This is a genomic window from Streptomyces polyasparticus (genome assembly GCF_014493765.1).
GTDB lineage: Bacteria > Actinomycetota > Actinomycetes > Streptomycetales > Streptomycetaceae > Streptomyces > Streptomyces polyasparticus.
Map to the genome: position 1 here is coordinate 167519 of NZ_JACTVJ010000006.1, position 12734 is coordinate 180252.

General features: G+C 71.9%; 10 protein-coding genes. 7 read left to right on the top strand and 3 right to left on the bottom strand.

Annotated features, from left to right (window positions below):
- The first annotated feature begins 17 nt into the window (after positions 1–17).
- From dhbC to H9Y04_RS12800, 5 genes are read left to right on the top strand one after another with little or no spacing between them, the layout of a single operon-like run.
- A complete protein-coding gene (gene dhbC / locus H9Y04_RS12780) occupies positions 18–1217 on the top strand; it encodes an isochorismate synthase DhbC (protein WP_187813934.1) in 1200 nt (399 codons plus the stop codon).
- On the top strand, positions 1214–2836 hold the full coding sequence (locus H9Y04_RS12785; protein ID WP_187813935.1) for a (2,3-dihydroxybenzoyl)adenylate synthase: 1623 nt from the start codon (positions 1214–1216) through the stop codon (positions 2834–2836). The genes dhbC and H9Y04_RS12785 overlap by 4 nt, the downstream gene beginning before the upstream one ends.
- Before the next feature lie 35 nt (positions 2837–2871).
- Positions 2872–3504, top strand: a complete 633-nt coding sequence (locus H9Y04_RS12790; protein ID WP_187814413.1) for an isochorismatase family protein — start codon at positions 2872–2874, stop codon at positions 3502–3504.
- Positions 3505–3507: 3 nt separating this feature from the next.
- Entirely contained in the window at positions 3508–3741 is a 234-nt protein-coding gene (locus tag H9Y04_RS12795) for a phosphopantetheine-binding protein (protein ID WP_187813936.1), read from the top strand.
- Positions 3742–3743: 2 nt separating this feature from the next.
- On the top strand, positions 3744–4928 hold the full coding sequence (locus H9Y04_RS12800; RefSeq protein WP_187813937.1) for an AMP-binding protein: 1185 nt from the start codon (positions 3744–3746) through the stop codon (positions 4926–4928).
- 112 nt (positions 4929–5040) lie between these two features.
- Here H9Y04_RS12800 and H9Y04_RS12805 read toward each other — a convergent pair whose 3' ends face one another.
- The gene (locus H9Y04_RS12805; protein WP_187813938.1) at positions 5041–5907 is read right to left on the bottom strand and encodes a LysR substrate-binding domain-containing protein; all 867 of its coding nucleotides are present in this window, start codon (positions 5905–5907) and stop codon (positions 5041–5043) included.
- A gap of 166 nt (positions 5908–6073) precedes the next feature.
- Here H9Y04_RS12805 and H9Y04_RS12810 point away from each other — a divergent pair, with 166 nt between their 5' ends.
- Entirely contained in the window at positions 6074–7171 is a 1098-nt protein-coding gene (locus H9Y04_RS12810; RefSeq protein ID WP_187813939.1) for a bile acid:sodium symporter family protein, read from the top strand.
- Here the strand turns inward: H9Y04_RS12810 and H9Y04_RS12815 are convergent.
- Together H9Y04_RS12815 and H9Y04_RS12820 are read right to left on the bottom strand one after the other, a co-directional pair.
- Positions 7107–8354: a DUF5005 domain-containing protein gene (locus H9Y04_RS12815; RefSeq protein ID WP_187813940.1), complete on the bottom strand. Its 1248-nt coding sequence runs from the start codon at positions 8352–8354 to the stop codon at positions 7107–7109. The two genes, H9Y04_RS12810 and H9Y04_RS12815, sit on opposite strands and share 65 nt — an antisense overlap.
- Before the next feature lie 11 nt (positions 8355–8365).
- Positions 8366–10282 carry a sialidase family protein gene (locus tag H9Y04_RS12820; protein ID WP_187813941.1) on the bottom strand — a complete coding sequence of 639 codons (1917 nt, stop codon included), beginning with the start codon at positions 10280–10282 and terminating at the stop codon, positions 8366–8368.
- 284 nt (positions 10283–10566) lie between these two features.
- Between H9Y04_RS12820 and H9Y04_RS12825 the strand changes: the two genes are divergently transcribed.
- Complete coding sequence (locus tag H9Y04_RS12825; protein WP_187813942.1) at positions 10567–12603, top strand: NAD(+) synthase; 2037 nt, start codon at positions 10567–10569, stop codon at positions 12601–12603.
- Positions 12604–12734 lie beyond the last annotated feature (131 nt).

Sequence of the window (12734 nt, forward strand, 5' to 3'; positions counted from 1 at the left end):
ACACCTAGGAGTAACTGGTGACCACGGCACACGAGGCGCCGGCCACCCCCGAGGGCGCCGAGAGTATCGTCGGCGCCGCCACCGGGCTGCTCGACGCCTACGCGCCCGGCGACGCCCGGTTCTTCGCCTCGCCCACGCGCACCCTGCTCGCGCACGGCACTCTTGCCGAAGTGCCGCACGACGAAAGGCCGTTGCCGCTGCGGGTCGCCGAGACGCTCGCCGCGCAGCATCGCGCGGGCAACCGGGCGCCGCTGGTCGTCGGCGCCGTGCCCTTCGACCCCGCCGCGCCCGCGCGGCTCGCCGTGCCCGAAGTCGCCCACTGGGCGCCGCCGTTGCGCGAGGACCCGCTGATCGCGCTGCCCGCGCCCGCCCCGCACACGGCCGACTGGGAGCTGCGGCAGGTGCCCGCGCCCGAGCAGTACGCGGCCTCCGTCGCCGAAGCCGTCAGACGGATGAAGGCCGGCGAGTTCGCCAAGGTCGTGCTCGCCCGCACCCTCGAACTGCGCACCGGACAGGCCCTCGACATCCCCGCGATGCTCCAGCGCCTGGCCCGCCGCGACCCCGCCGGCTACACCTTCGCCGTCCCCTCGGGGCCCGGCCGCACCCTCCTCGGCGCCAGCCCCGAACTCCTCGTCTCGCGTCGCGGCACAACCCTGACGGCCAACCCCCTCGCCGGCTCCACGCCGCGCAGCGCCGACCTCGCCGAGGACGTCCGCCGGGCCGCCGCCCTCCTGGAGTCCGCCAAGGATCTGCACGAGCACGCCGTGGTCATCGACGCGGTGCGCGCCGCGCTCTCGCCGTACTGCAGCGTCCTCGACGTACCCGACCGCCCGACCCTGGTGCGCACCGCCACCATGTGGCACCTGTCCACCACGGTGACCGGCACGCTGCGCGAACCGGCCGTCTCCGCACTGGAGTTGGCGTACGCGATGCACCCGACCCCCGCCGTCGGCGGCACCCCGACCGCCACCGCGCGCGAGGTCATACGCGAGCTGGAACCCTTCGACCGCGGCCTGTACACCGGCATGGTCGGCTGGGGCGACGAGGGCGGCGACGGCGAGTGGGTGGTCACCATCCGCTGCGCCGAGGCCGAGCGGGAGACGCTGCGCCTTTACGCGGGCGCCGGAGTCGTCGCCGACTCCTCGCCCGCCGCCGAGACCGCCGAGACCGGCGCGAAGTTCCGCACCTTCCTGGACGCCGTGGGGGTCGACCGATGAAGCACCCCGACGCACCGCTGTGGCCGCAGGACTTCGCCGAGCGGTACCGCGCCGCCGGGTACTGGCGCGGAGAGACCTTCGGCTCGATGCTCGCCGAGCGCGCCGCGACCCACGCCGAGCGGATCGCGATCGCCGATCCCGCGCGCGGGATCCGCTGGACCTACCGCGAGCTGGACGAGCGCGCCCGCAGGATGGCCGCCGGATTCGCCTCGTACGGCATCGGCAAGGGCGACCGTGTGGTGGTCCAACTGCCGAATATCGCCGAGTTCTTCGAGGTCGTCTTCGCGCTCTTCCGGATCGGTGCCCTGCCGGTCTTCGCCCTGCCGGCGCACCGGCACACCGAGATCCGCTATTTCTGCGAGTTCACCGAGGCCGTCGCCTACGTCGTTTCCGACGCGCGGCTCGGCGGCTTCGACTTCCCGGCGCTCGCGAGCCGCGTACGGGCCGAAGTCCCCACGCTGCGCGAGGTGTTCGTGGCCGGCTCCGACACCGGGCCGCACACCCCCCTTCGAGACGTCCCCACCGAGCCCCATGCCTACCCGTACGAGCAGCCCGAGCCTTCCGACCTGGCCTTCCTGCAGCTGTCCGGCGGCAGCACGGGCGTGCCCAAGCTGATCCCGCGCACGCACGACGACTACCTCTACTCGCTCTGGGGCTCCAACGACCTCTGCGGGGTGACCGAGGACTCGGTCTATCTCGTCGTGCTGCCCGCCGCGCACAACTTCCCGCTCAGCTCTCCCGGTTCGCTCGGTGTGCTGTACGCGGGCGGGCGGGTCGTGCTGTGCCCGGCGCCCGATCCGGACACCGCGTTCCCGCTCATCGCGAGCGAACGGGTGACGATCACCGGGCTCGTACCGCCGCTCGCCCTCGTATGGACCGAAGCGGCCCCCGACTCCCGGCACGACCTGAGCAGCCTCGACGTGCTGCTCGTCGGCGGCGCCAAGTTCAGCGAACAGGCCGCGCGACGGGTCGGCCCCGCCATCGGCTGCACCCTGCAGCAGGTCTTCGGCATGGCCGAAGGCCTCGTGAACTACACACGCCTGGAAGACCCGTACGAGACGATCGTCACCACCCAGGGCCGGCCGATCTCACCCGACGACGAGATACGGATCGTCGACGACGAAGACCACGAGGTAGAGCCGGGGGAGACCGGGCATCTGCTGACCCGCGGCCCGTACACGATCCGCGGCTACTGGCGGGCGCCCGAGCACAACAAGCGCTCCTTCACCGAGGACGGCTTCTACCGGACCGGTGACATGGTGCGGATGACCGACAGCGGTCATCTGGTCGTCGAAGGCCGGGCCAAGGACCAGATCAACCGCGGCGGCGAGAAGATCGCCGCCGAGGAGGTCGAGAACGTCGTCCTCGCCCACCCCGCCGTGCACGACGTCTCCGTCGTCGCCGTGCCCGACGACTACCTCGGCGAGCGCACCTGCGCCTATGTGATCCTGCGCGCCGACGCCGGGCCGCTGAAGCCTCTCGCCATCAAGAAGTTCGTCCGCGAACGGGGCCTGGCCGCCTACAAGGTGCCCGACCGGGTCGAGTTCGTCTCCGCGTTCCCCTCGACCGGGATCGGCAAGGTCTCCAAGAAGGATCTGCGCAGCGCCGCCGCCTCCTGAACCTCCTGCCCGTGTACCACCGAAAGGCCCCTGACATGGCGCTGCCCGCCATCGCCCCCTACCCCCTGCCCACTGCCGACGAGCTGCCCGCCAACCGGGTCGACTGGACGGTGGACCCCGACCGGGCCGTGCTGCTCGTCCACGATCTGCAGAACTACTTCCTGCGCGCCTATACGGGAGATCGGTCACCGATCCCCGAAATGCTGGCCAACGTGGGGGAGTTGACCCGGCAGGCCCGTGCGCTCGGCATCCCGGTGATCTACTCCGCACAGCCCGGCGGGCAGTCGGCCGAGGAGCGGGGGCTGCAGCAGGACTTCTGGGGCCCGGGACTGCCGGACGACGCCGAGGCGAAGGCGATCGCCGGGGCCGTGGCGCCCGAACCCGGTGACACCGTTCTGACCAAGTGGAAGTACAGCGCCTTCGTGCGCACCGACCTCGCCGAGCGGATGAAGTTGCGCGGCCGCGACCAGCTGGTCATCACCGGTGTGTACGCGCACATCGGCGTGCTGATGTCCGCGTCCGACGCCTGGATGCGGGACATCCAGGCCTTCGTCGTCGCCGACGCCGTCGCCGACTTCTCGCGCGCCGACCACGACATGGCACTCGCCTGGGCGGCCGGCAAGTGCGCCGTCGTCACGACGACCGACCTCGCTCTGAAGGGAGCCTGAGAGATGCCCGTACTGACCGTGGAACGCATCCGGGCCGATGTCGCCGACGTACTCGGCGAGGACCCCGCCGACATCCCCGACGACGAGAACCTGGTGGACTACGGCCTCGACTCGGTCCGTCTGATGTCCCTGCGGGAGCGCTGGGCACGGGAGTTCGCCATCGAGGCCTCCTTCACCGATCTCGCCGAACGCCCCGCGATCGAGGCGTGGGCGCCCCTGCTCGGAGCGCAGGAGTGAGCGTGCTGCTCTCGCGTGCGGAGGTGCCGCGCATCGTCCACGCCGAGGCCACGCCCGCCGAACTCGACCTGGTGCTGCGGGAGGTCAACGCGACTGCGCGCGCCGTTCCGCCGACGACCGCGATTGGGCCGTTCGAGGCGCAGGTGCTGCGCACGCCCGACGCGACGGCGCTCGTCGGACGTGGTGGCGGGCTGACGTATACGCAGCTCAACGCGCGGGCCAATCAGCCGGCCCGTCGACTGCAGTCGTACGGAGTGGGGCCCGGCACCGCCGCGGGCCTCGACCTGCCCTCGGCGGCCGAGACGCTGATCGGGGTGCTCGCGGTCCTCAAGGCGGGCGGCGCCTGGGTGCCGGGGCCGAGCGCCGCGGCCGTCACCGTGCTCCGCGAACTTCTGCCGGACAACGGCTACTTGACCATCGACCCGCCCCGCGCGCTCACCCCGCACCACCCTGGGGCCCTGTGCCCCCGCACGGGCGCGGTCGTCCCGCACGCCGCCCTCGACCACCGGGTGCGCTGGCTCCAGGCGGTCGCGCCGGTCGGCCCCGGCGACCGGGTGCTGTTCCGCACGGCGCACCTGGACGACGTGGCGGAGGCGCTGCGTGCGCTGCGGGCGGGGGCGGCGGTCGTCGCGGCGGAGTCGCGGGAGCCGGAGCGCCTGCTGCGGACCGTACGGGAACAGGGCGTCACGAGCTGGCACGTGGACCCGGCCCTGCTGGGAGACCTCCTGGCGTACGTCGAGTCCGGGCAGCCCCGGCTGCCCGCTCTGCGCCAGGTCATCTGCACCGCCGACGTGCTCACCCGCGAAGACGTACGCCGGTTCGCACACGCCCTGCCGGGAGTGCGCCTCCACCGCCTCTACGGCCATGCCCACGGCGCCGGCGCCATCACCCACCACCTGTGCGCACCGGACGACTTCGGTCCCGTACCGCTGGGCCGCCCCGCCTGGAACACCCGCGCGTACGTCCTCGACGCCGCGATGCGTCCGTGCCCGCCGGGCGTGCCGGGCGAGCTGTACGCGACTGGACCGCACCTGATCACGTCCAGCCGAGGCGTCCCCGCGTCCCGCTTCGTCCCCGATCCGTACGGACCGCCGGGCGCGCGCCTCTACCGGACCGGCACACGGGCGCTGTGGACCGACCAGGGCACGCTGAGCCCCTGCGGCAATCTCAGCCCCTGCGGCGTTTGAGCAGATCCGAACGACGTTCGGATGCACGGGGGCCGGGGCAGAGCCCCGGTTTCGGGAAGGGGCGGGGTGGGGGAGAAGAGCCCACCGCAGGCGCCACCCAGCCCGCCCGCCCCTACCCCCGACTCCGCAACCGATCCCCGCTCGCCAGAATCGCCGAGGCCAACGCCTGGGCGGCCTCGTGGGCATCAGCCCGCCGACCGCGTCCGTACAGCAGCACAAAGTCCACGGGCCCGAGATCCGGCAACCCCCCACCCCGCAGCCGCGCAAGCCCCGGCGGGATCAGCCCACGCGCGTGCGCCATCACACCGAGACCCGCACGGGCCGCGGCGACCAGGCCGTTGAGGCTGCCGCTGGTGCAGGCGATGCGCCACTCGCGCCCCGACCGCTCGAGGACCTCCAGCGCGCGGGCCCGCGTGATGCCCGGCGGGGGATAGAGGATCAGCGGGACCGGGCGCTCCGGGTCGAGGCGCAGCCCCGGGGCGCCGATCCACGCGAGCTCGTCGCGCCAGACCATCTCGCCGTGCCGGTCGTTCGGCCGGCGCTTGGCGAGGACCAGGTCGAGGGCGCCGTGCGCGAGCTGTTCGTGCAGCGTGCCGGAGAGCTCGACGGTGAGCTCCAGGTCCACCTCGGGATGCTCGTGCCGGAAGGTCTCCAGGGTCTCCGGCAGACGCGTCAGGACGAAGTCCTCCGAGGCGCCGAAGCGCAGCCGGCCGCGCAGCCGGGTACCCGTGAAGAACGCGCTCGCGCGCTCATGCGCCTCCAGGATCGACCGCGCGAAGCCCAGCATCGCCTCGCCGTCCTCCGTCAGCTCCACGCTGTGCGTGTCCCGCGTGAACAGTGCACGCCCCGTCGCCGCCTCCAAGCGCCGCACATGCTGGCTGACCGTCGACTGGCGCAGCGAGAGGCGGCGCGCGGCCTGCGTGAAGCTGAGGGTCTGCGCGACGGCGAGGAAGGTGCGCAGATGCACCGGGTCGTACATACGCCCAGCGTAGACGCTTATCGCGGATCGTGATGACAGTAAGTGTTGTATGCAGGATTCCCGATTTCGGTGATCAGGAGGACGATGGAGAGGGCACGTTCCGCGCCTCACCGGCAACCGGTACGTCCCACCAGCACGTCCCCCCCCACCTTGGAGCACCACGCAAGTGAAACGCCCCGCCTGGACCCAGAAGCTGCCGATCGACCCGTACATCCTGGCGCTCCTCGGCACCGTGGGCATCGCCGCGCTCTTCCCGGCCCGCGGGACCGGCGCCGATATCGCCTCCGGCGGTGCGACGGCGGCCGTGGCGCTGCTGTTCTTCCTGTACGGAGCGCGGCTGTCGACCCGCGAGGCCCTGGACGGGCTGCGGAACTGGCGGCTGCATCTGACGGTCGTGGCCTGCACCTTCGCGCTCTTCCCGCTGCTCGGCCTGGCGGCCAAGGGACTCGTGCCGTACGTCCTGACGCCGGCGCTCTACAGCGGCTTCCTCTTCCTGACGCTGGTGCCGTCGACCGTGCAGTCCTCGATCGCGTTCACCTCCATCGCGCGCGGCAATGTGCCGGCCGCGATCTGCGCGGGCTCGTTCTCGTCCCTGATCGGCATCTTCCTCACGCCCGTGCTCGCCGCGGTCCTGATCGGCGGGCAGGCCGGGTTCTCCGCGGACTCGCTGGTGAAGATCGTGCTGCAGCTGCTCGTGCCCTTCGTGGCCGGACAGCTCCTGAGGCGCTGGGTCGGTCCCTTCATCGCCCGGCACAAGAAGATCCTCGGCTACGTGGACCGCGGCTCGATCCTGCTCGTCGTCTACAGCGCCTTCAGCCTCGGCATGGTCGAGGGCATCTGGAGCCAGGTCACCCCGCTGCGGCTGCTCGCCCTGCTCGGTGTCGAGGCGGTGCTGCTCTCCGTGATGCTGACCGTCACCTGGTTCGGCGCGAAGCGGCTCGGGTTCGACCGCGGGGACCGGATCGCGATCCAGTTCGCGGGCTCCAAGAAGTCCCTGGCCGGTGGACTGCCCATGGCGAGCGTCCTGTTCGGGGCGCACGCCTCCCTCGCCGTACTGCCGCTGATGCTCTTCCACCAGATGCAGCTGATGGTCTGCGCGGTGATCGCCAAGCGGCGCTCGCGCGACCCGGAGGCCCTCGCCCAGGACGGCCTGGCGGGCCCCGAGGTCCTCGCACCGGCACCGGACGCGGCCGGCGAGGTCACTGCGCAGGCTCAAGACGCAGCCGCACGAACCGCGGCCGGTACAGGGACACGTTCCGGTTGATGTGCGACTCCGCCACCCGCGGAGCGGCGTCCAGCCAGTTCACGTCATAGCTCAGGGCCAGCCCCTTGCCGCCGAGATCCGGGTGGATCTGCGGGTTGTACGCGGCGGTGTCCTGCCGCGGCGCCGCGTCCTCGGGCAGGGGCGGCGCGAAGTCCCGCGTCGGACCGTGCCAGGGCCCGTGCGGCGCGCAGGCCCAGTAGGCGCTGATACTGCGCAGGCCCTTCGTACCCGCGGCCATCGTGAAGAGCACCCAGGTCCCGTCGGCCTGCCGCGCGACCGTGAACGCGCTGCCGACCCCCTTGCGCCGGCCGTCGCCGAGCACGGAACGGGCCCGCCGGCTGTCCGGGTTCCAGCCCTCGCCGTCCCAGTACCGCCAGGCTTCGGGCTCGGCGAGGCGGCCGCCCGGCACCCGGGCCAGATAGGCGTGCGACGCGGGGCGCAGGGCGGCCTTGCCGTCGTTGCCGCCGTAGACGTACGTGAAGCCGTCCTCGGACACGGCCGTCGTGCCGTAGAGCACCCGCTTCGACGGATCGGGTACGGAGTTCTGGTCGAGTACCCGGACGACACCCTCCAGACGGAGGTCCGGCAGCGAGAGCGTCGCCACCTCGGTCGCCGTCGGCACACCGAAGATCCAGGGCTCGGCGGCCGCGGCACGGGTCCACAGGAGCACCCGTACGACCCGTTCGGGCGAACCCGGCGAGCGCGGTTCGACCTGGGCGGCCACCGGCCACCGCCACTGCCCTGGCGCGGGGTCGGGGAACAGCGGGGCGGGCAGGGTCTGTTCGAGGCGGCCCGCGGCGGACATCAGGACCGCGCTGTTGCGGACGAAGGGAGCGGTGCCGTCGCGCCAGGGGTACGGCTGCCCCGACAGATTGGGCGGCCGGTACACCTGGCCGAGATAGCTGTCCGAGAACAACCACAGGATCCGCCCGTCCGGCAGCCGTACCGAATGCGTGCCGTCCCCGCCGGTCCAGTCGTCGGCGCGCGTCTGGTCGTCGCCGTAGCGGGCGAACTCGGCGGTGGTCGCCCGGTCCACGGACCAGGAGCCCACCACCGACCCGTCACAGGCCTTGTCGCCCTGCCGGCCGTTCTCCGGCAGGGCGACGAGGAGCACGATCGCGCAGGCAAGGGCGAGCAGCAGGACCAGGACGTACCGTGTGCTCGGCTTTCCCGCGGCGGACATGAAAGGCGACGCTAGTTCCTGTTGCTGATCCGGTCCATGGGCAGCCACAGGATCGCGCCCCTGCCGTCGGCCCGCGCGAGCTCCTCCTCGCTCAACAGCCGGTCGTGGACCTGCACTTCGTCGAGTGCTCCGGTGAAGTGCGCCCGTGCGTCGAGGCGCTGTCCGAGGTGCACACCGAAGCCCGAGGTGCGGCTGACCGTACCGGGCACGTCGGCCACCGCCGTCTTCGTGCCGTCGACCGTCAGCGAGAACTCCCCGCCGCCGCGCCGCAGCACCGCCCGATGCCACTGCCCGTCGTTGTACGCGGAGGAGGTCCGCGCCACCGCGGTCTTCACGGGGGTCATGCCCTCCCTCGTGGTGATCAGCGCACTGATCCGGTTCTGCTCGGGCTCGCCGCGCAGCCACACCTGCGGCTGGTTGGTGCCGATACCGCCCATCCACAGCATCGGCTGCTCGCCGGATTTCGCGTCGTAGCGGAACCACACGCTCGCGGTGAAGTCCTTCGTCCCGAGCGGAAGTTCGCTGCGGTACGGGAGCCGTACGGCGTCGTCGGTGCCGTCGAAGGCGATCGCCCGCCCGAAGCGGCCCTCCGTCTCCCGCGCCCCGCCGAGCACCGCCGCGTCGGCGGCTCCCTGCGCCCGGTCAGCGGTCCGCGGGTCGGGGCCGCGGCGCGGCTTCAGCCAGTCCTCGGTGAAGCGCGCGAAGCGGATCTCGTCGCGGGCGTCCACCGCGCCGCCCTCGTACAGCAGGCCCACATGGTCCTCGTCCGCGAGCACCATGTCCGAGTAGCCCGACCAGTCCGTGGTCACCTGCGTACCGCGGTCGACGCTGTCCCAGGTGCGGCCGCCGTCGTACGAGGAGCGCACCATCATCGTGCGCCGCCGGTCCGGGTCCGCCGGGCACGCGAACAGCATGCGGCCCTTGAACTCCAGTGTGGAGCCCTGGACTTGAGGTGCGTAGAGATCGGGAATCGTGGTGAACGGTCGCACGAAGGAGTCCCCGCCGTCCCGGCTCACCGTGTGCGTACGGTGCCCGAGGTCCGTGCCGTCCTGCTCGCGCCCGTTGACGTACACCGAGCCGTCGGGCCGCTCGGTGAGCGCCATCTCGCTGGGCTTCTGCCGGAAGGTGCCGTCGGAGGCCGAGATCGGATACGAGTCGACCGCGCCGATCCGCCAGTTCTCGCCGCCGTCGTCGCTGGTGATCAGGGCGGCGTGGTTGGCGGTGACGCGGGAGCCGTCCCAGGTCTCCGTGTTCACGCCGAAGACCAGCCGGCCCTTGTGCCTGCCGCGGCTGAGCTGGATGCCGTGGTGCGGTCCCGTGGCGTACCAGGAGTTCCAGTCGTCCGGAAGGAGCTGGTCGCTCAGGTCGCGCGGCTCCGACCAGGTCAGGCCGTCGTCGTCGCTGTGCTGCAGATGGGGCGTCCGGTCGCAGGGGACCGAACAGTTCTTCCCGTCGGTCCGTCCCGTGTTGTACGTCTCGGCCAGCACGATCCTGCCGGTCTCGCGGTCGACGATCGGGGCCGGGTTGCCGTGCGTGTCGCCGTTGCCCTCGTTGACGACCTGCAGCGGGCCCCAGGTGCGGCCGCCGTCCGTGGAGCGCTTGAGGACGAGGTCGATGTCGCCGGCGTCCGAGCAGTCGTTCACCCGGCCCTCGGCGAAGGCGAGCAGGGTGCCCTTGGTGGTCTGCACGATCGCGGGGATCCGGTAGCAGGCGTAGCCCGGGTCCTGCGAGGCCTTGAAGAGCACCTGCTGCTCGAAGGCCGGGGTGGTGGCGCCCGGTGTGACCGAAGCGGTGGCGTTCTGTGCGGTGGGGGCGGTGGCGCTCTGTGCGTCGGGGGCCGCGGCCGAGATCAGGCCGGGCAGGAGGAGTGCGGCCAGCGCCGTGGCGACGGCCGGTCTCAGGCGTGCGCGTATCTGCTGTGCCGGCATGCGGGTCTGCCCTTCGTGCGGGTGCGTGCGGAAAGGTGCCGGGTGCGTACGGGTCTGTGCCGGGTGCGGACGAGCGAAACGGACATCGGACGTAGGACGTCCAACGTGCAAGTCCCAGACGGTACTTGGGGCCCGCCGGGCCTCACAAGGCACGTGCACGTCTTTGTCGCATCGGGCGACGGCCGACACGCGCCCTGCGCCACGCGGCCCCCCCCGAATTGGGCTACGGAGCAGGTCGGGGGAGGATAGGGGCGTCGAGTCCGTCGAGCCGGGGAAGGCGCGCCTTGAACTTCTGGTCCCTCTACAGCCAGGGCTTCGCACGTATCGCCGCGTGCACGGGCCATACGTACATCGCCGACCCGCACGCCAACGCCGCCGCCGTGCTGCGGCAGGCCCGCGAGTGCGACGGCGAGGGCGTGGCCGTCGCCGTGTTCCCCGAGCTGACGCTCACCGGCTACTCGATCGAGGACCTGCTCCTGCAGGACGTCGTCCTCGACCAGGTCGAGTCGGCGCTCCAGGAGATCGTGGAAGGCTCCGCGGACCTGCTGCCGGTCCTGGTCGTCGGCGCCCCGCTGCGCCACCGCCACCGCATCTACAACTGCGCGGTCATGGTGCACCGCGGCCGGATCCTCGGTGTCGTACCGAAGTCGTATCCGCCGACCTACCGCGAGTTCTACGAGCGCCGCCAGCTGGCGGACGGCGACGACGAGCGCGGCGGCACGATCAGGGTCGGCGGCCAGGAGCTGCCGTTCGGCACGGATCTCCTGTTCGCGGCCGAGGACGTCCCCGGGCTCGTGGTGCACGCCGAGATCTGCGAGGACATGTGGGTTCCGGTGCCGCCGAGCGCCGAGGCCGCGCTCGCCGGGGCCACCGTCCTGGTCAACCTCTCCGGCAGCCCGATCACGGTCGGCCGCGCCGAGGACCGCAAGCTGCTCTGCCGCTCCGCCTCACAGCGCTACCTCGCCGCGTACGTGTACTCGGCCGCCGGCCCGGGGGAGTCCACCACGGATCTCGCCTGGGACGGCCAGACGATGATCTACGAGAACGGGGCGCTGCTCGCCGAGACCGAGCGCTTCCCCGACGGCGACCGGCGCTCGGTCGCCGATGTCGACCTCGATCTGCTGCGCCAGGAGCGCCAGCGGATGGGCACCTTCGACGACAACCGCCGGGTGCACGACGAGCGCACCGGCGACTTCCGCGAGATCTCCTTCTCGCTCGACCCGCCGTCGGGCAACCTCGGCCTCAAGCGCCGCCTGGAGCGCTACCCCTTCGTGCCCGCCGACGCGGAGCGCCTCGCGCAGGACTGCTACGAGGCGTACAACATCCAAGTCGCCGGTCTGCAGCAGCGCTTGGCCTCGATCGGCAACCCGAAGATCGTGATCGGGGTCTCCGGCGGTCTGGACTCCACGCACGCCCTGATCGTCGCGGCCCGTGCGATGGACCGGGCGGGCCGTCCGCGTACGGACATCCTCGGCTTCACACTCCCCGGGTTCGCCACCGGCGACCACACCAAGGGCAACGCGCACCGCCTGATGAACGCGCTCGGTGTCACGGCCGCCGAGCTGGACATCACGCCGACCGCGCGCCTGATGCTCAAGGAGATGGGCCACCCGTTCTCCGAGGGCGAGCCCGTCTACGACGTGACCTTCGAGAACGTCCAGGCGGGCCTGCGCACCGACTACCTCTTCCGGCTCGCCAACCAGCGCGGCGGCATCGTGCTCGGCACGGGCGACCTGTCCGAGCTGGCGCTCGGCTGGTGCACGTACGGCGTCGGCGACCAGATGAGCCACTACAACGTGAACTCGGGCGTGCCGAAGACGCTGATCCAGCACCTGATCCGCTGGGTGGTCAGCAGCGAGCAGTTCGACGAGGAGACGGCGGCGACGCTGACCGCCGTACTGGACACGGAGATCAGCCCCGAGCTGGTGCCCGGCGAGGAGCTGCAGTCCACGGAGTCGAAGATCGGCCCGTACGCCCTGCACGACTTCACGCTCTTCCACGTCCTGCGCTACGGGTTCCGCCCGTCGAAGATCGCCTTCCTGGCGTGGCACGCCTGGCACGACGTGAAGGCCGGCGAGTGGCCGCCCGGCTTCCCCGACGACAAGCGCGGCGCGTACGACCTGCCGGAGATCCGCCGCTGGCTCGAGGTCTTCTGCAAGCGCTACTTCGCCTTCGCCCAGTTCAAGCGCTCCGCGATGCCCAACGGCCCGAAGGTCTCGCACGGCGGCTCGCTCTCCCCGCGCGGCGACTGGCGGGCGCCTTCGGACAGTACGGCGGAGGCTTGGTTGAAGGATCTGCGGCGGGTCGACGAGGCGTTGTAGGGGGCTGAGCCGGCCGTCGGGCGGACGCGACGAGTCCGGTGTGGGCGCGGGCGGCGTCGGCACGGGACTGGTGAACAGCCCGCAGGGGCAGGAGACTTCGCGGCGGACGGAGCCGGACGGCCCGTCCGCCG

Excerpts from the sequence above, each read along its gene's own strand:
- H9Y04_RS12795 (WP_187813936.1), top strand. The coding sequence starts at position 3,508 with ATGCCCGTACTGACCGTGGAACGCATCCGGGCCGATGTCGCCGACGTA.
- H9Y04_RS12820 (WP_187813941.1), bottom strand. The coding sequence starts at position 10,282 with ATGCCGGCACAGCAGATACGCGCACGCCTGAGACCGGCCGTCGCCACG.
- H9Y04_RS12805 (WP_187813938.1), bottom strand. The coding sequence starts at position 5,907 with ATGTACGACCCGGTGCATCTGCGCACCTTCCTCGCCGTCGCGCAGACC.
- H9Y04_RS12815 (WP_187813940.1), bottom strand. The coding sequence starts at position 8,354 with ATGTCCGCCGCGGGAAAGCCGAGCACACGGTACGTCCTGGTCCTGCTG.
- H9Y04_RS12785 (WP_187813935.1), top strand. The coding sequence starts at position 1,214 with ATGAAGCACCCCGACGCACCGCTGTGGCCGCAGGACTTCGCCGAGCGG.
- H9Y04_RS12790 (WP_187814413.1), top strand. The coding sequence starts at position 2,872 with ATGGCGCTGCCCGCCATCGCCCCCTACCCCCTGCCCACTGCCGACGAG.